Origin of the sequence: Pseudomonas sp. KSR10 (assembly GCF_022355455.1) — a bacterium.
Lineage (GTDB): Bacteria > Pseudomonadota > Gammaproteobacteria > Pseudomonadales > Pseudomonadaceae > Stutzerimonas > Stutzerimonas stutzeri_E.
Window position 1 is genome coordinate 108,905 of the sequence record NZ_JAKOEN010000009.1, and the last position, 17,334, is coordinate 126,238.

The 17,334-nt window shown below is 61.8% G+C and carries 21 protein-coding genes; 14 read left to right on the forward strand and 7 right to left on the reverse strand.

Translation table 11 applies throughout. The features are described from left to right. The first annotated feature begins 220 nt into the window (after positions 1–220). Genes purM through dapC form a run of 5 tightly spaced genes read left to right on the forward strand, consistent with a single transcriptional unit; the run spans position 221 to position 4,619 of the window. Positions 221–1,282, forward strand: coding sequence for a phosphoribosylformylglycinamidine cyclo-ligase (purM, locus tag MCB86_RS03555; protein ID WP_196298676.1), 1,062 nt, complete (start codon positions 221–223; stop codon positions 1,280–1,282). Then, positions 1,282–1,929 (forward strand): phosphoribosylglycinamide formyltransferase, encoded by a 648-nt coding sequence (gene purN, locus MCB86_RS03560; protein ID WP_045162850.1) that lies wholly within the window; start codon positions 1,282–1,284, stop codon positions 1,927–1,929. The genes purM and purN overlap by 1 nt, the downstream gene beginning before the upstream one ends. A gap of 8 nt (positions 1,930–1,937) precedes the next feature. Then, positions 1,938–2,648 (forward strand): DUF3108 domain-containing protein, encoded by a 711-nt coding sequence (locus MCB86_RS03565; protein ID WP_045162851.1) that lies wholly within the window; start codon positions 1,938–1,940, stop codon positions 2,646–2,648. 56 nt (positions 2,649–2,704) lie between these two features. After that, positions 2,705–3,370 carry a hypothetical protein gene (locus MCB86_RS03570; RefSeq protein WP_239609822.1) on the forward strand — a complete coding sequence of 222 codons (666 nt, stop codon included), beginning with the start codon at positions 2,705–2,707 and terminating at the stop codon, positions 3,368–3,370. A 52-nt stretch (positions 3,371–3,422) separates the two neighbouring features. Continuing rightward, positions 3,423–4,619, forward strand: a complete 1,197-nt coding sequence (dapC, locus tag MCB86_RS03575) for a succinyldiaminopimelate transaminase (protein ID WP_045162853.1) — start codon at positions 3,423–3,425, stop codon at positions 4,617–4,619. Between the two features lie 37 nt (positions 4,620–4,656). On the opposite strand, the gene MCB86_RS03580 is transcribed toward dapC, so the two are convergent. Together MCB86_RS03580 and MCB86_RS03585 are read right to left on the reverse strand one after the other, a co-directional pair. Then, complete coding sequence (locus tag MCB86_RS03580) at positions 4,657–4,803, reverse strand: hypothetical protein (protein ID WP_239609824.1); 147 nt, start codon at positions 4,801–4,803, stop codon at positions 4,657–4,659. Positions 4,804–4,814: 11 nt separating this feature from the next. Further along, positions 4,815–5,060, reverse strand: coding sequence for a hypothetical protein (locus tag MCB86_RS03585; protein ID WP_045162854.1), 246 nt, complete (start codon positions 5,058–5,060; stop codon positions 4,815–4,817). Between the two features lie 138 nt (positions 5,061–5,198). On the opposite strand from MCB86_RS03585, the gene MCB86_RS03590 reads away from it, so the two are divergent. From MCB86_RS03590 to MCB86_RS03610, 5 genes are all read left to right on the forward strand, one after another. Further along, positions 5,199–5,531 (forward strand): thioredoxin family protein, encoded by a 333-nt coding sequence (locus MCB86_RS03590; protein WP_045162855.1) that lies wholly within the window; start codon positions 5,199–5,201, stop codon positions 5,529–5,531. 112 nt (positions 5,532–5,643) lie between these two features. Further along, positions 5,644–6,015 carry an ArsC family reductase gene (locus MCB86_RS03595; RefSeq protein ID WP_045162856.1) on the forward strand — a complete coding sequence of 124 codons (372 nt, stop codon included), beginning with the start codon at positions 5,644–5,646 and terminating at the stop codon, positions 6,013–6,015. A 46-nt stretch (positions 6,016–6,061) separates the two neighbouring features. Beyond that, a complete protein-coding gene (gene dapD / locus MCB86_RS03600) occupies positions 6,062–7,096 on the forward strand; it encodes a 2,3,4,5-tetrahydropyridine-2,6-dicarboxylate N-succinyltransferase (RefSeq protein WP_239609826.1) in 1,035 nt (344 codons plus the stop codon). An 84-nt stretch (positions 7,097–7,180) separates the two neighbouring features. Further along, a complete protein-coding gene (locus MCB86_RS03605; RefSeq protein WP_239609828.1) occupies positions 7,181–8,383 on the forward strand; it encodes an aminotransferase class V-fold PLP-dependent enzyme in 1,203 nt (400 codons plus the stop codon). Further along, positions 8,380–8,793: a SufE family protein gene (locus MCB86_RS03610; protein WP_045162859.1), complete on the forward strand. Its 414-nt coding sequence runs from the start codon at positions 8,380–8,382 to the stop codon at positions 8,791–8,793. The genes MCB86_RS03605 and MCB86_RS03610 overlap by 4 nt, the downstream gene beginning before the upstream one ends. 47 nt (positions 8,794–8,840) lie before the next feature. Here the strand turns inward: MCB86_RS03610 and tcdA are convergent, their stop codons facing one another. After that, positions 8,841–9,647: a tRNA cyclic N6-threonylcarbamoyladenosine(37) synthase TcdA gene (gene tcdA, locus MCB86_RS03615; protein ID WP_239609830.1), complete on the reverse strand. Its 807-nt coding sequence runs from the start codon at positions 9,645–9,647 to the stop codon at positions 8,841–8,843. Between the two features lie 209 nt (positions 9,648–9,856). On the opposite strand from tcdA, the gene dapE reads away from it, so the two are divergent. The 3 genes from dapE (at position 9,857) to MCB86_RS03630 (ending at position 12,284) form a co-directional block, all read left to right on the forward strand. Beyond that, on the forward strand, positions 9,857–11,005 hold the full coding sequence (dapE, locus tag MCB86_RS03620) for a succinyl-diaminopimelate desuccinylase (protein ID WP_045162861.1): 1,149 nt from the start codon (positions 9,857–9,859) through the stop codon (positions 11,003–11,005). Beyond that, entirely contained in the window at positions 10,999–11,805 is an 807-nt protein-coding gene (locus MCB86_RS03625; protein WP_239609832.1) for a putative RNA methyltransferase, read from the forward strand. Before dapE ends, MCB86_RS03625 begins: the two co-directional genes overlap by 7 nt. Positions 11,806–11,912: 107 nt before the next feature. After that, positions 11,913–12,284 carry a hypothetical protein gene (locus MCB86_RS03630; RefSeq protein WP_239609835.1) on the forward strand — a complete coding sequence of 124 codons (372 nt, stop codon included), beginning with the start codon at positions 11,913–11,915 and terminating at the stop codon, positions 12,282–12,284. A 117-nt stretch (positions 12,285–12,401) separates the two neighbouring features. Here the strand turns inward: MCB86_RS03630 and MCB86_RS03635 are convergent, their stop codons facing one another. From MCB86_RS03635 to MCB86_RS03645, 3 genes are all read right to left on the reverse strand, one after another. Beyond that, positions 12,402–12,968, reverse strand: coding sequence for a DUF1285 domain-containing protein (locus tag MCB86_RS03635; RefSeq protein WP_239609838.1), 567 nt, complete (start codon positions 12,966–12,968; stop codon positions 12,402–12,404). A 9-nt stretch (positions 12,969–12,977) separates the two neighbouring features. Then, positions 12,978–13,580: a DUF4823 domain-containing protein gene (locus MCB86_RS03640; protein ID WP_045162865.1), complete on the reverse strand. Its 603-nt coding sequence runs from the start codon at positions 13,578–13,580 to the stop codon at positions 12,978–12,980. 198 nt (positions 13,581–13,778) lie between these two features. Next, entirely contained in the window at positions 13,779–14,399 is a 621-nt protein-coding gene (locus MCB86_RS03645) for a TetR/AcrR family transcriptional regulator (RefSeq protein ID WP_045162936.1), read from the reverse strand. Between the two features lie 71 nt (positions 14,400–14,470). Between MCB86_RS03645 and MCB86_RS03650 the strand changes: the two genes are divergently transcribed. Beyond that, entirely contained in the window at positions 14,471–15,604 is a 1,134-nt protein-coding gene (locus MCB86_RS03650) for an aminotransferase class V-fold PLP-dependent enzyme (protein WP_239609841.1), read from the forward strand. A 226-nt stretch (positions 15,605–15,830) separates the two neighbouring features. Here MCB86_RS03650 and MCB86_RS03655 read toward each other — a convergent pair whose 3' ends face one another. Next, on the reverse strand, positions 15,831–17,228 hold the full coding sequence (locus MCB86_RS03655) for an amino acid permease (protein ID WP_045162937.1): 1,398 nt from the start codon (positions 17,226–17,228) through the stop codon (positions 15,831–15,833). Positions 17,229–17,334: the final 106 nt, after the last annotated feature.

A 17,334-nucleotide genomic window follows, 5' to 3' on the forward strand; every position in this document is an offset into this window, starting at 1 on the left:
CGCCTGAATCGGGGCAACCGCCGCACTTGGCTGTTGCGCATGCGGCTAAAAAAACCAGGCAGTTTGTGCGAACTTGCCCGACGCAACTGCGTCCGGGATGGCCGCTCTGCGGCAAGCCTGATAAAATCGCGCGCTTTCCGCAGACCGGTCCGGCGCCTTCGCCACGTTGAGACAATCGTCTCGTCCCACCGGTCGCCCCGCACTCTCCTCACAGGTCCGGATTATGAGCAAGCAACCCTCCATCAGCTACAAGGACGCCGGTGTCGACATCGATGCAGGCGAGGCGCTGGTCGAACGCATCAAGGGTGTGGCCAAGCGCACCGCGCGTCCTGAAGTCATGGGCGGCCTGGGCGGCTTCGGCGCGCTCTGCGAAATACCCGCTGGCTACAAGCAGCCGGTGCTGGTATCCGGTACAGATGGCGTGGGTACCAAGCTGCGCCTGGCCCTGAACCTGAACCAGCACGACAGCATTGGTCAGGACCTGGTGGCCATGTGCGTCAACGATCTGGTGGTTTGTGGTGCCGAACCATTGTTCTTCCTCGATTACTACGCTACGGGCAAACTCAACGTCGACATCGCCGCCACCGTGGTTACCGGTATCGGCGCCGGCTGCGAGCTGGCCGGCTGTTCGCTGGTAGGTGGCGAGACGGCCGAAATGCCCGGCATGTATGAAGGCGAAGACTACGACCTAGCCGGTTTCTGCGTCGGCGTAGTAGAGAAAAGCGAAATTATCGACGGCTCGACAGTGACTGCCGGCGATGCTCTGATTGCACTGCCTTCTTCGGGCCCGCATTCCAATGGCTATTCGCTGATCCGCAAGATCATCGAAGTAGCCGGAGCCGACATCGAGAACACCCAACTCGATGGCAAGCCGCTCACCGAGCTGCTGATGGCGCCGACCCGCATCTACGTCAAGCCATTGCTCAAGCTGATCAAGGACACCGGTGCGGTCAAGGCCATGGCGCACATCACCGGCGGCGGCCTGCTGGACAACATTCCGCGCGTGCTACCCGAAGGCAGCCAGGCCGTTATCGACGTCGGCAGCTGGCAACGTCCTGCGGTTTTCGACTGGCTGCAACAGCAAGGCAACGTCGAGGAGCATGAAATGCACCGCGTGCTGAATTGCGGAGTCGGCATGGTCATCTGCGTCGCTCAGGAGCAGGTCGAGACCGTTCTCGACAACTTGCGCAGCGCTGGCGAAAGCCCTTGGGTGATCGGCCGGATCGCATCGGCTGACGAAGCCGCAGACCGCGTCGTACTGAACAACCTGAAAAGTCATTGATGAGCGCACCCTGCGACGTCGTGGTGCTGATTTCAGGGTCTGGCAGCAACTTGCAGGCTCTGATCGATAGCCTGGGCGAAAACAATCCGGTGCGCATCCGTGCGGTTGTTTCGAATCGCGCCGAAGCGTTCGGCCTCCAGCGTGCACAAGCTGTCGGTATTGTCACCCACGTGGTGCAGCACAAGGACTTTGCCGACCGCGAAGCCTTCGATGCGGCTCTGATGCACGTCATCGATGGGCACAAGCCACAGCTCGTGGTGTTGGCCGGTTTCATGCGCATTCTCACCCCTGGCTTCGTCCGTCACTACCAGGGCCGGCTGCTTAACATTCATCCGTCCCTACTGCCGAAGTACAAGGGGCTGGATACCCATCGCCGCGCACTCGAAGCCGGCGATCGCGAGCACGGCTGCAGCGTGCATTTCGTCACCGAAGAGCTCGATGGCGGGCCGGTTGCCGTACAGGCCACACTCACCATCGAAGACGGCGAAAGCATCGGCCAGTTGACCGATCGGGTGCATGCGGCGGAGCACATCATCTACCCACTGGCCGTTCGCTGGTTTGCCGAAGGCCGCTTGCGCCTTACCGAGCAAGGCGCGATGCTGGATGGCGCCCCACTGCCGACTACCGGCCATCTGTTACGAATCTAGGAGATCTTATGCGTCGCGTCTTGCTGCTTGCTCTTGCCGTACTGGCTTTGCCAGTTCAGGCCCTGGAGCTCAAGCCCTTCTCCGCCAGCTATACCGCAGACTGGAAGCAAGTTCCTGTCAGCGGCACCGCCCAGCGCAGCTTGGAAAAGCGCGAGGGTGACATCTGGGAACTGGATTTCGAGGCTTCCATGCTGGTAGCCAGTTTCAATGAACGCAGCACGTTCAAGGTCGAGGGCGAAAGCTTCTTGCCGCAGAAGTATCGCCTGAAGCGCAGCGGGCTCGGCAAGGGCAAGACCATCAAGCATGATTTCGATTGGGCCGCCAAACAGGTTGTCGGCGAAGATCGCGGCGACCCGGTCAAGCTGCCGCTCAACCGCGGCCTGCTGGACAAGTCCACCTACCAGATCGCGCTTCAACACGCCGTGGCGGCGGGCGAAAAGAGCATGAGTTACCAGGTGGTCGACGGCGATGAAATCGAAACCTATGACTTCCGCGTACTCGGCGAGGAGAAGGTCAGCACCAAAGCCGGCCAGGTCGACGCAATCAAAGTGGAACGCGTGCGCGATCCGACGCAGAGCAAACGCCAGACCATTCTCTGGTTCGCCACCGATTGGGATTACCTGCTGGTCCGCCTGCACCAGATCGAAAAGGACGGCAAGGAATACCAGATCATGCTCGACGAAGGCACCGTCGACGGCAAAGCCGTGAAGGGTAACTGATCCCCACCGCGCCAGCCTGCTGGCGCCTTACCGTCCGCTGCTACGCCGAGTCCGTCATGACCTACCCCCGCTCCCTGCTGCTCCTTCTGCTGCCGATTTTCGCTGGCTGCCAAGCGTTTTCCTGGCGCGACGAGCCATCTCGGCAAGCGGTCGAACGGCTGCAGGGCGAAGTCACGCGCAACGAAGGGATGCTGCTATTGCGTAGCTGTCAGGGTCAGCGACAGGTCGAGCTGCTCGATACCGGCACGACCGGATTGTCTGACGATGCCCAGGCATTGCTCTCCGACAGCGGCCGACCGCTGTTCGCCGATGTGCGTGGCAGGCTGATCTCACGCGCCGATGGCAGCAGCCAAATGCAGCTGACCCAGGTTTACCGCCTTCAGAGCGAAGGACCCGGCTGCGACGCGAGCGGATTCAACCAGCTGGCACTGCGCGCCGGCGGTCACGAACCGGGCTGGAGCGTTCGAATCACGACCAAAGGCCTGTTGCTCGAGCGGCCCGGCCAGGCGCCGTTGGCGGTGCCCTATCTGGAGGAGCAGTTGCCCGGCGGGCAAACCAATTTCAGCAGCGAAGCCAACAGCCAACGCATCGATCTCTGGGTCGCCCCGCAACGCTGCGTCGATGGTGCCACCGGTGCCGTCAGCCATCTGACCGCCGAGCTGCGCCTCGACAACCAGACACTGCGTGGCTGCGCCTATTACGGTGGCGCCCGCAACGAATGAACCTATCGAAGCGCCCATCGCCGCGCTTCCCTACGCTTCGAAGACTCCGACCATGAATGACGACCTGTCCCTGCTACAGCCCTACCCGTTCGAGAAACTTCGCGTGTTACTCGCCGGCGCGCAACCGCCGGCCGACAAGCGCCCGATTGCGTTGTCGATCGGCGAGCCGAAACATCCTTCGCCCGATTTCGTGGCCCAGGCACTGGCGACGAATCTGGACCAACTCGCGGTATACCCGTCCACCCTTGGGATTGCTGCACTGCGTGAGTCGATCGCCCGTTGGTGCGAGCGTCGCTTCGGCGTTACGGCGGGGAGCATCGACCCGGCGCGCCACGTGCTGCCGGTCAACGGTACTCGCGAAGCGCTCTTCGCCTTCACCCAGGCCGTGGTCAAGCGCAGCGCCGATGCGCTGGTGATCAGCCCCAATCCGTTCTACCAGATCTATGAAGGCGCAACGCTTCTGGCCGGCGCCGCGCCGCATTATCTGCCCTGCACCGCCGAAAACGGTTTCAACCCTGATTTCGATGCGGTCTCGGCAGAAACTTGGCGACGCACTCAGATCCTCTTCCTTTGCTCGCCGGGCAACCCCACCGGCGCGCTGGTGCCACTCGAGACGCTCAAGCGGCTGATCGCTCTGGCCGACGAATATGACTTCGTTATTGCTGCGGACGAATGCTACAGCGAGCTGTACTTCGACGAAGAACACCCGCCGGCAGGGCTGTTGACCGCCTGCGCCGCCCTGGGACGCGAGGACTTCAAACGCTGCGTGGTCTTCCACAGCTTGTCCAAGCGCTCCAATCTGCCCGGCCTGCGCTCAGGTTTCGTCGCTGGCGACGCGGATATCCTCAAGGCGTTCCTGCTCTACCGCACTTATCACGGCTGCGCCATGCCGGTGCAAACACAGCTGGCCAGCATCGCCGCCTGGAACGACGAAGCTCATGTACAGGCCAATCGTCAGCTGTATCGCGAGAAGTTCGATGCGGTGCTGGACATCCTCACCTCCGTTATGGAGGTGCAGCGTCCCGATGGCGGCTTCTACCTGTGGCCTAAGACGCCTGGCGATGACCAGCAGTTCACGCGCGAACTCTTTGCCAGCGAACACGTGACCGTAGTTCCGGGCTCCTATCTGTCACGTGAAGTGGATGGATTCAGCCCGGGCACGGGCCGGGTACGCATGGCGCTGGTGGCGCCGCTCGCCGATTGCGTCGAGGCTGCCGAGCGCATCCGCGCCTTCATCGCCAAGTCGTGATCTGGAAGCCGGACGTTGCGACGTCCGGCTTACCGATTCAGGCCACCCCCGGCGGGATCTTGTCCTTGCCGTAATCGCGCAGTTTTTCCAGATTTTCCGGTTTCATGTGCTCTGGAATGTCCCCAGTGACGGGCTCGTCGCTTTTGTCACGCTCGTCCACATCCGGTTTTTCGGGTTCGTTCATGGCATCCTCCTTCAGATTGCGTTCTCTTCCCAGATCAGTTCACCTTCGTCGCTGACCTCCGTGACCTTGGTCAGTGCAGCTTCGGCTGCAGTCTCGGCCTCGGAGGCAAGGTCATACCGCCGCCCGTTAGCCACCTTGAATACCTGGGCGTTTTCTTCCGTCCCCCGCCGTTTCACGGCTATCACTGCCTCGAATCCGTCATCGGCAGGAACGGCGGACGAGATGGCTTCATGGTTTTCGAAATGCTTGCGTGCCATACATGACCTCATCGTTGCGACTGTGATCAATGGACAACGTAGAGGGAGAAAAAGGTCGAACGTCTTCTTCGTGACCCACTCACTGAACCCATGGCACTGCCGCGACTCCACCTATAAACAGACGACCGGGAGCCCTCTATGCCAATGAGCGAAACCTACATGTCCAACGCCCCTTCCCGCGACGAGGTCGATGCGCTCGACGGTCTCACTCTGCTCGAGTTCGGTACAGGCTGGTGCGGTCATTGCCGTACGGCGCAGCCTCTGCTCGCCCAAGCCATGGCCGAGCGCGACATTCGCCACTTGAAAATCGAGGATGGACCGGGCCGCCCGCTGGGCCGCTCCTTCCGGGTCAAGCTTTGGCCAACCCTGATTTTGATGCGCCAGGGAGAGGAATTGGCTCGAGTGGTGCGCCCTACCGATACTCAGGCAATCGAACGATTGCTCAGCCAAGCCGATAGCGCCACGGGCTAAGGCCCTCCTGAGCGACAACGCACCCTGCCAGGCAGTGCCCCAACGGGCGGCAGGCTTTGCCTCATCGTGGCATAATCCGCGGCCCAGTTTGGCCGGAGAACGCGGAGCTGTCATGCCCGAGAAACGCAAAGGACTCTGTCTGTACGGCATCAAAGCCTGCGACACCATGAAAAAAGCCCGCACCTGGCTCGACCAGCAAGGGCTAAGCTATGACTTCCATGACTACAAGAGCGCCGGGATCGACCGCGCCCATCTGGAAGCCTGGTGCGATGAACACGGCTGGCAAATCGTACTCAACCGTGCAGGCACCACCTTCCGCAAGCTGGACGACACGCAGAAGGCCGACCTCGATCAGGCCAAGGCCATCGAGCTGATGCTGGCCCAGCCGTCGATGATCAAACGCCCGGTGCTCGACCTGGGCGACAAGACGCTAATCGGCTTCAAGCCGGACATTTACGCTGCCGCGCTGGCAGCCAAGAACTGATACCGCTCGCCACGACGAGCCGCGATTAATAAGAAGGATTTTCCCTATGAGCAACACCCTATTCAGCCTGGCCTTCGGCGTCGGCACCCAGAATCGTCAGGGCAGCTGGCTGGAAGTCTTCTACGCGCAGCCGCTGCTGCGCCCGGCCGGTGAACTGGTTGCCGTCATTGCGCCGCTGCTCGGCTATGAAGGCGGCAACCAGGCGATTGCCATCAGCACGACCCAGGCCGCTCAACTGGCCGATGCGATCAAGCCGCTCGACACCGCACAGCACGCCCTGCTGACCCGTTTGGCCGAAAGTCAGCGCCCATTGGTGGTCACGCTGCTCGCCGAAGACACTGCACCGACGTCCACACCCGAGGCCTACCTGAAGTTGCACCTGCTCTCCCATCGCCTGGTCAAGCCGCACGGCGTGAACCTGACTGGGATCTTCCCGCTGCTGCCCAACGTCGCCTGGACCAATCAGGGAGCGGTGGATCTGGCCGAGTTGGCCGAGCGTCAGCTGGAAGCGCGTCTGAAGGGCTATCTGCTGGAAGTCGTTTCCGTCGACAAATTCCCCAAGATGACCGACTACGTGGTGCCGGCCGGCGTGCGTATCGCCGATAGCGCACGCATCCGGCTTGGCGCCTATGTGGGCGAAGGCACCACGGTGATGCATGAAGGTTTCGTCAACTTCAACGCCGGCACCGAAGGCCCAGGCATGATCGAGGGGCGCGTCTCAGCGGGCGTGTTCGTAGGCAAGGGCTCGGACCTGGGCGGCGGCTGCTCGACCATGGGCACGCTGTCGGGTGGCGGCAATATCGTCATTTCCGTGGGAGAAGGCTGCCTGATCGGCGCCAACGCCGGCATCGGTATTCCGCTCGGCGACCGCAACACTGTCGAAGCAGGCCTGTATATCACCGCCGGGACCAAGGTAAACCTGCTCGACGAACAGGGCGCGCTGGTCAAGGTGGTCAAGGCACGCGAACTTGCCGGCCAGACAGACCTGCTGTTCCGCCGCAATTCTCAGAACGGCGCGGTGGAATGCAAGACTCACAAATCGGCGATCGAGCTGAACGAAGCGCTGCACGCGCACAACTGACCGCTTGGCTGGGGGCCAGAGCCGGAAGCTGAACGCAACAGCGCACCGCTTTGGCTTCCAGCCTCCAGCTTCAGGCCTAACGCTATGCTCTTGTCCCCCTGGCGCTCCGACTTTCCGGCCCTGGCGATTCTCGAAGCCCAGGGCCAGACTTATCTCGACAGCGCCGCCACGGCGCAAAAACCCCAAGCGTTGATCGACGCGCTGACGGGTTATTACACCTGCGGCACCGCCAATGTGCACCGCGCCCAGCATCAGCCGGCAGAGCGCGCGACGCGCGCCTTTGAGGACGCACGAATCAAGGTGGCACGATGGCTTAATGCGGCCAGCCCGACCGAAATCGTTTTCACCCGAGGCGCCACCGAAGCGCTGAACTTGCTTGCCTATGGCCTGGAACCGCTGATCGACACGGATGACGAGATCGTGGTCAGCGCGCTAGAGCATCACGCCAATCTGCTGCCCTGGCAGCAGCTGGCGAAGCGGCGCAATGCCAAGCTACGGGTGTTGCCGCTGGACGATCGCGGCGTGATCGATCTGGAGCGGGCCGCCAGCCTCATCGGCCCGCGGACCCGTTTGCTTGCCGTCAGCCAGCTGTCAAACGTGCTCGGCGCCTGGCAACCACTTGCCGAATTGTTGCCCTTGGCGAAGGCTCAGGGGGCGTTGACAATCGTCGATGGCGCGCAAGGCGTCGTGCATGGACGGCATGACATGCAAGCGCTGGCTTGCGACTTCTACGTGCTGTCCAGCCATAAGCTTTACGGACCCGAAGGCGTCGGCGCGCTCTATGGGCGAGGCGAGTCATTGCTCAAGCTCCGGCACTGGCAATTCGGTGGCGAGATGGTCCGCGTCGCTGATTTTCAGCATGCCGAGTTCCACGCCGCACCGCTAGGCTTCGAGGCCGGTACGCCACCCATTGGCGCGGTCATTGGCCTCGGTGCGACCCTGGACTACCTTTCCAAACTGGACGCAACGGCGGTGACCGGCCATGAGCAGGCCCTGCACACGAAGCTACTGGCCGGGCTCGCGGTGCGCGAAGGCGTGCGGCTGCTGGGCGAACCTCGGCTGGCGCTCGCCAGTTTCACCGTGAACGGCGTGCATCACGGCGATCTGGCCCACCTCCTGACCGAGCAAGGCATCGCCATACGCAGCGGAACCCACTGTGCCCAGCCGCTGATGAAGGCGCTCGGGGTTGATGGCGCCATTCGTGTATCGCTCGGGCTGTATAACGACGGCGCCGACATCGAGCGCTTCTTCGGCGCCCTGGACCGTGCCATGGAAATCCTGCAATGAGCGAGCTGTCCATTGCCGCCACAGGAGCGCTGCAGAGCTTCCAGCAGGCAGCGGGCTGGGAACAGCGTGCGCGCCTGCTGATGCAATGGGGTGATCGCCTCGAACCGCTCAGCGACACCGAGCGCACCGACGATAATCTCGTAACCGGTTGCGACAGCAAGCTTTGGCTGCTCGGCGAGCCGCGCGGCGATCACTGGCACTTCCGCGGCACCAGTGAAGCCCGCCTGCTGCGAGGCTTGCTCGCGGTCCTGCTGCTGCGCGCGAACGGTCTGCGCGCGAGCGAACTGCAGCGGCTGGATATTGCCGACTGGTTCGGGCAACTCGGACTATCGCGGCAATTGTCGCCGTCGCGCGCCAATGGAATGAATGCCGTGCTGCAGCGAATGCGCGAGTTGGCCTCGAGCGGCTGATCGCACTCGGCGCGCCAATGGCACACCAGCGTGACTGACCCCAGTCATCAGCCTCGTGTTCGCTCCGACGGCCGCCTGGCGCCGGCGACCAGCTTGTCGACGGCACGCGCCGCCGCCACCATGCCGAAACTGGCAGTAACCATCATCGCCGCACCAAAGCCACCAGCGCAGTCGAGTTTGACCCCTTCACCAACGAAACTCTTGCTCTGGCAGACGCCGCCATCCGGTTTCGGATAGCGCAGCTGCTCGGTGGAAAACACGCAGGGCACGCTGTAGGTGCGCCCCGGCGTGCGTGAGAAGTTATATTCGCGCCGCAGTAGCGAGCGCACCTTCGCCGCGAGTGGATCGTTGAAGGTCTTGTTCAGGTCGGCAACCTGAATTTGCGTAGGGTCAACCTGGCCACCGGCACCGCCTGTGGCGATGATCTGGATCTTGCGCCGCTTGCACCAGGCGATCAGCGCGGCTTTGGCCGGCACGCTGTCGATGCAATCGATGACGCAATCCATCTGCTCGGTGATGTATTCGGCCATGGTCTCTCGGGTGACGAAGTCTGCAACGGCGTGCACCACGCAGCCCGGATTGATCGCCTTGATTCGCGCCGCCATCTCGTCGACCTTGGGCTTGCCGACCGCACCGTCCAATGCATGAACCTGCCGGTTGGTATTGGTAAGGCAGACATCATCCAGATCAAACAGGCTGATTTCGCCGACGCCACTGCGCGCCAACGCCTCGGCCGCCCACGACCCGACCCCGCCGATCCCGACCACGGCGACATGCGCTGCCGCCAGCCGCCCGAGGCCTAGGGAGCCGTAAAGACGGGCGATACCGCCGAAACGCTGATCGTCAATGGACATGTCGATACCCCGAAAAAGACTCGGGCGATTATATGTTCCTTCGCTCCGGCTGACACAGGGCCGTGCATCACGCTGCCTCAGGCCCGGCACCAAGCGACAGGCAGAACACCTTTTCCTGTCGGCTCCGCCGAAGGCACTACGCACAGCACGGCAGAACCCAGGTTTTGCTTTAATATGGCGCTCTTTTTCCCGCCTGCCTCGGAGCCGTGATGACCACCGCCGCCCTCTCGCCCACCCTCGAACTCGCCTGCGAGCTGATCAACCGGCCTTCGGTGACTCCGCTGGACGAGGGCTGCCAGCAGCTGATGAGCGAACGTCTCGCGGCCTGCGGCTTCGCGATCGAGTCGATGCACATCGAGGACGTGGAAAATTTCTGGGCGATCCGCGGTCAGGAAGGCCCGGTGCTGTGCTTTGCCGGCCACACCGACGTGGTGCCCACCGGCCCATTGCACGCCTGGCAGAACCCGCCATTCGCCGCCCGCATCGACGCGAAAGGCATGCTCCACGGGCGCGGTGCGGCGGACATGAAGGGCAGCCTGGCTTCGATGATCGTCGCAGTAGAACGCTTTACCGCGGACTATCCCAACCACAAGGGGCAGATCGCCTTCCTCGTCACCAGCGACGAAGAAGGTCCGGCCCATCACGGCACCAAGGCCGTGGTCGAGCGCCTGCGTGAGCGTGCTCAGCGACTGGACTGGTGCATTGTTGGCGAGCCTTCGAGCACCAACCTGGTCGGCGACGTGGTGAAGAACGGGCGCCGTGGCTCGCTCGGCGGCACCCTGACGGTGCGCGGTCAGCAAGGCCACGTGGCCTATCCCCACCTGGCGAAGAATCCGATTCATCTCGCCGCGCCAGCATTGGCCGAACTGGCTGCCGAGCACTGGGACGACGGCAACGCCTTCTTCCCACCGACCAGCTTCCAGATCTCCAATCTGAATTCAGGCACCGGCGCTACCAATGTCATTCCCGGCACCCTGGAAGCGGTGTTCAATTTCCGCTTCTCCACCGAGTCCACCGTTGAGGGACTGCAGCGACGTACCGCCGCGATTCTCGACAAGCATGGCCTGGACTGGAAGGTCGACTGGGCGCTGTCCGGCCTGCCTTTCCTCACCGAGCCTGGCGAGCTGCTCGATGGCGTGGCCGCGGCCATCCGCCAGGTCACTGGCCGCGAGACCACGCCATCGACCAGCGGTGGCACGTCCGATGGCCGTTTCATCGCCACGCTCGGCACCCAGGTCGTGGAACTCGGCCCGGTCAACGCGACCATCCACCAGGTCGACGAACACATCCTCGCCAGCGATCTCGACCTGCTGACCGAAATCTACTACCAGACCCTGGTCAACCTGCTCGCATGCTGATCTGTCCGCTCTGCCAGGGCGCGCTCGCCACGGTCGACAATGGTGTCGCCTGCCCGGCGAATCACCGTTTCGATCGCGCCCGCCAGGGATACCTGAACCTGCTGCCGGTGCAACACAAGAACAGCCGCGACCCGGGTGACAACCAGGCCATGGTAGAAGCGCGTCGACGCTTTCTCGACGGCGGCCACTACGCGCCGCTGGCGGCTCGTCTGGCGCAGCTGGCGGCCGAACGCTCGCCGTCGCGCTGGCTGGACATCGGATGCGGCGAGGGCTACTACACCGCTCAGATCGCCCAAGCCCTGCCGGATGCCGAAGGTTATGCATTGGACATTTCCCGCGAGGCGGTCAAGCGGGCGTGCAAACGCGCACCGCAGTTGGAATGGCTGGTCGCGAGCATGGCCCGGGTGCCGCTGGCTGACGCCAGCTGCGGCCTGCTCGCCAGCGTGTTCAGCCCGCTGGATTGGAGCGAAGCTGAGCGCCTGCTAGCGCCCGGCGGCGGGTTGCTGCGCATGGGGCCGACCCGTGAACATCTTTGGGAACTGCGCGGGCTGCTGTATGACGAAGTACGCGAGTACGATGACGAGAAGCACCTGTCGCTGATCCCCGGCGGCATGCATCTGGCCCATAGTGAAACCCTCGGCTACGAGTTGCGACTGGATAGCGCCGAAGCCCGCGCCGACTTGCTGGCGATGACACCGCACGGCTGGCGCGCCAGCGCCGAGCGCCGTGCCGCAGTGATCGACACACCGCTCAAGGTTCGGGTTGCGATACGCTACGACTGGATTCAGCGTGACCGGTAGCATCGCGCACGTAAGAGAGCCGTAGCCGACCAATCCTACGAGGCCAGCCAAGCCACGCCGGTTCATTTCTCAATAGGCTGCAACCACCACCGACAAGGCCATCATCCATGCGTCAACCGGACATCGAGATCTACCTCAGGGACGCCAGCCAGGACGCCGTGACTGAATGGCTGAACCGGGCTGTTGGACCCTGCTCTCCCTGGCAAACCAAGGGCAAGACGTTCAAGTGCAAGGCCGGCGATATCCCGGTGACCTGGTTTCCGAAGGCGGTCGGTAAATGGCACAGCTTGCTATTGGAAAGCGATGCGACCCCGTGGAACGACGACGTCGCCTGCGCACGCGCCGCTTATCAGGCGTTGAGCGTGGAAATCCGCTGCGCACCAGGTGGCTGGCAGGAAGAAGAGTCAGTCGAAAATGCCGATCGCTGGATCAGCGTCAGCGAGCGTGGCGAAGCGGAGATTCTCTGGCGCACGGACTGAATGTTGGTTTGCACCGTGGCATTCAGGTGCTACCCGCTCCGCCGCCAGACAGCTGATCAGTCGGCCATTACTGGGCGCACAGAAGCGAAATTCTCGGAAATCTGCCCCTTACGCCGACTATTCGGGGCGACCAATCCGAAAGAACTGGCCATGGCTCCAGACGCCCAGCCAGCTGGTGCCATCGATCTCGCGCGGGACCGCCAACTCGACCAACTGATAGAAGACATTGCGGTGAATCAGCGCTTCGAGATTGGCACGCACATGCACGTAGGGGGCCGGCTCCTGGCTGGTAGGATCGAGCTCGACCCGCATCGGATGCTCTGCACCCGCTTCGGTTTCGTCGCCGACATTGGTGACGAAGCGAAGCACCTGAGCTTCGCCGCTGCCCTCGACCTCCAACTCGACCGCCACGAAAGGTGCGTCATCAACGGTGATGCCTACCTTCTCTACCGGTGTCACTAGAAAGTAGTCGTCGCCGTCTCGTCGAATGACCGTGGAAAACAGCCTCACCATGGCAGGTCTTCCGATCGGCGTACCCATGTAGAACCAGCTACCGTCGCGGGCGATTCGCATATCCAGATCGCCGCAGAAGGGCGGGTTCCACAAATGAACCGGTGGCAGGCCCTTGTTCTCAGTCTTTGGAATCTGCCCCAGCAGATTCGCGGCTTTTCCAGCATCGCTCATGTGCGCTCCTTAACGGCTGAGGCCCGTCAGGCGTCGGGCATAATCGCGCAACGGCGGCCCTAACAAGACCTGCGGTGTCGCATCATAGATATTAAGCAGCCCTCCGCGGCTGCGAATTCGCGCCGTATCGACCAGATACCGATTCCCGGTTTCGATCAGCATCAGCTGGACCACGCTGGTATCGACCCCAAGTCGATCGAGCGCGCGCTGATCATCGAGCTCGTCGAAACTGCCGATGCGGTCATCGGCGGCGGCAAATCGCGTGTACAGCAAGTAATGGGCACCAACAGCCGCTGCCTGGTTCAATGCCTCTTCCAATCCTGCAGGCTCTGGAGCGCGACGAACCAGCGGAAAGTATTCGACAAACCCCTTGAACGCCTCCTCAGCTACCACGTTCGGCCGCGGATACGCATTGCCGGGCGGGACGAAGTGGCCTTGGGCGATGTAGATGAACGAATCGGGCTGCAGCCGCCATGATGCGGACCTCACGGTCTCGCTGTGATCGAGAAACCCGACGTCTCGCAGCTGGTTGCGAGTGCCCTCGGCCATGTCACTGACCTGCATGCACCCGCCCAAAACCAGCACGGCCACGATAAGGCTGAATACTTTCATCTTTGCTCCTGCCAATGACGGAAAACCGGCGAATAGCAAAGCAATGCAGCAAACAAGCCAGCTCCGCGCAAAACGGCTGTAGCGCGTGCTCGTCTTCCTGCCACAACGGCACTCGACTGCGCGAAGGATCGGCCAACGACACGGCTTACTGGCCGGATTCCCGTTCCGCAAGCCGCCACCCGTCTCCGGCGATTCGAACTAGTCGCGCTTGCGCTTGTTACCCATGCGAACGCCAATGTCCATCAAGAACTGAAAGAAACCTTCCTGATCTTCTAGTACGTTGCTCCAGAACGGCGAGTGATAAAGCGCTACTGCGCCGTGCACCAACGCCCAGGCCGCGCAATAGTGGAAATAGGGAGGCACGTCCTCAAGCTTGCCTTCGGAAATGCGCCCCTTGATCAATTGGGTCAGATGATCGAAGTTGGAAGCGCGAATCCGGTGGAGTTCCTCGACCATGTCCGGGACCTGATTGCCCTTGACGACCTTCTCTTCGAGGCGATCGAACAACCGATAGCGCTGGGGGTCACGCATGCGGAATTCGAAATAGGCGCGAGACAGCGCCTCCTTGTCCTGATCAAGGCTCGGTGAATGCAGCAGCTCATTCAGGTCCCGCTCGTAGTCGAGCATGAGCCGCAGATAGATTTCGGCCTTGGATTTGAAATGCTTGTAAATGGTGCCTTTGCCGATGCCCACCCTGTCGGCGATCATCTCGACGGTGACACTGTCTTCTCCTTGATCAAGGAACAGCTGGAGCGCTGTATCAAGAATCTCTTGCTCGCGACGGCGAAATTCGCGGACCTTCCGGGGTTCATTTTGCATAAGAGGCTGCGGCTTGAAATCGAAGCAGATGATTATGCCCATCTAGTCAGAAAATGCACGGAACATCTCTTATGAGTACGTTGAATGACGAATTCCCTCAGATCGAAGGTTTGCGATACCTGAATCACGCCGCTGTCGCACCCTGGCCTCGACGGGCAACTGAAGCCGTGACCGCCTTTGCACAACAGAACATGGCGCTCGGCGCGCGGGACTATCCCCAATGGCTGGCAGTCGAAAGCCAATTACGTGATCGCTTGGCCAGGATGCTCAACGCACCGACATCGGCCGATATCGCGCTGGTCAAGAACACGTCGGAAGCGCTGTCATTCGTAGCCTTTGGCCTGGACTGGGACGCCGGCGACCAGATCGTCATCAGTGACGAAGAGTTTCCGTCCAACCGGGTCGTCTGGGAGGCTTTGCAACCTCAGGGCGTGGAAGTGATACAAGTCAGCCTCAAGGGCGACGATCCGGAAGCCGCGCTCCTGGCTGCCTGCGGACCCAAGGTACGCCTCATGGCAATCAGCGCCGTACAGTACGCCAGCGGCCTACGGCTCGATCTGCCCCGCCTAGGCGAAGGCTGCGAGCAGCGCGGTGTGTTGTTGTGCATCGATGCGATCCAACAGCTCGGCGCACTCGCTTTCGACGTCCAGCAATACCGGTGCGCCTTCGCGATGGCCGATGGGCATAAATGGCTATTGGGACCGGAGGGCCTCGGCGTCTTTTACTGCCGCAGCGATCTGCGCGCCAGACTGAAGCTCCACGAATACGGCTGGCATATGCTCGAACACGCAGGCGACTACGACCGCAGCGACTGGCAGCCAGCCCGCAGTGCCCGCCGCTTCGAGTGTGGCAGCCCGAATATGCTCGGTGCCATGGCGTTGGATGCCAGCCTTTCGTTGCTCGAAGAGATTGGCATGAGCGAGGTGAGCCGAGCGCTAGCCGAACGCATCGATCACCTGCAGCATGAGCTGGCGGCCATGCCCGGCGTCGAGCTGTTGAGCCCAACCGACCCGTTTCGACAGGCCGGCATCATGACCTTCAGAGCCAATGGCTGGGAAAACGCAGCGCTGTTCCAGCAGCTCAAGGCCGAGCAGATCGTCTGTGCCCTTCGTGGTGGTGGTATACGGCTCTCGCCCCATTTCTACACGCGCCCTGATGTCATCGAGCAGACATTGACGGTGGTTCGCGGCCTGCTTGCAAAGTGAGCGATCAAGGTGCGCGTAACTATTCCAAATCCGTTTTAAAAAGCGCATGAATCGCCCGGCAAAGTTGGCGATCCAGGCCAATACTTCAGGCACTGGCCGCGCAATCCCCCCAATGCTCGGCCAGCTGAGGGAGCGAGGAACGTGACCTCAAACTCCTAATGGTCTTGGCCCGGCTCCTCGCGACGCCGGGTTTTTTTTGGCTGGCGATAGCAACATGCTTTAGCAATCAGCCAGGCGCGGCGCGCCGACTGGAAAGCCGAAGCCGGAAGCACACCCAGATGAACAGGACCCAGATCGGGATGGCAATGATCGAGGTACGTAGCCCCGGCATCGAGAGCATGATCGCCGCAATCAGTGCCACGAAAGCCAAGCACAGGTAGTTGCTGAAAGGGCACCAGAAAGCCTTGAACGAGGGATCGATACGCTGCGCTGTCATTGCTCTGCGAAACTTCAAGTGTGCGAGGCTGATCATCGCCCAATTGATCAGCAGCGCCGCGACCACGAGTGACATGAGCAACTCAAGGGCCGTCTGGGGTAACAGGTAATTCACCAGCACGCAGAGCATCGTCACGAGAGCAGAGAGCGCGATTGCCAGAACCGGGACCCCACGACGGTTCACCATCATTAGCACCCTGGGTGCATCGCCCTGCTCAGCCAGACCGTAGAGCATCCGGCTGTTGCAATAGACACCGCTGTTGTAGACCGAGAGGGCCGCGGTCAGCACCACGAAGTTGAGAATATGTGCCGCAGTGTCGCTACCGATCAACGAGAAGATCTGCACGAAAGGACTACCGCTGTAAGGATCGCCGGCAGATCCCAGGGTTTCCAGCAACGTGTCCCAGGGGTACAGCGCCAGCAGGACGCTCAGCGCGCCGATATAGAAGATCAGGATGCGGTAGACGACTTGGTTGATAGCCTTTGGGATGACGGTCTTCGGATCCGATGCTTCAGCGGCGGTAATCCCCACCAACTCCAGCCCACCGAAGGAAAACATGATGATTGCCAGGGCCATGACCATCCCGCTTACGCCGTTGGGGAAGAATCCACCATGGCTCCACAGGTTGCTGAAGCTGGCCTGCTTACCGCCCTCCCCGCTCAGTAGCAAATACAGACCCAGCGCGATCATGCCGACAATGGCGCCAACCTTGATGATCGCGAACCAGAACTCGGTCTCGCCGAACGTTTTCACGTTCACCAGATTGATGAGATTGATCAGCACGAAAAAGGCCGACGCGGTGGCCCAGGTCGGCACCTCGGGCCACCAGAACTGCACGTATTTGCCGACTGCCGTCAGTTCGGCCATTCCTACGAGCACGTAGAGCACCCAATAATTCCAGCCGGAAAGAAAACCGGCATAAGGCGTCCAGTATTTGTGGGCGAAATGGCTGAAGGAACCCGCGACCGGTTCCTCGACGATCATCTCGCCAAGCTGACGCATGATCAGGAAAGCGATCAGCCCGCCAATGGCGTAGCCCAGAATCATCGACGGCCCCGCACTGCGGAGCACGCCGGCCGAACCGAGGAAAAGCCCCGTGCCGATGGCGCCTCCGAGCGCGATCAGCTGGATATGGCGATTTTGCAGGCCGCGCTGAAGCGGCCCGGTACGCAGCGTCTCGCTGGACATGGCGTCACCTTGATTGGTCTGTGACGAGGAAGCGGTCCGGCTCATGACAGTGATACGGAGCCGAGTTGAACCCTCGTATCCGCATGCCGGGGTTCGGGCATGCGGA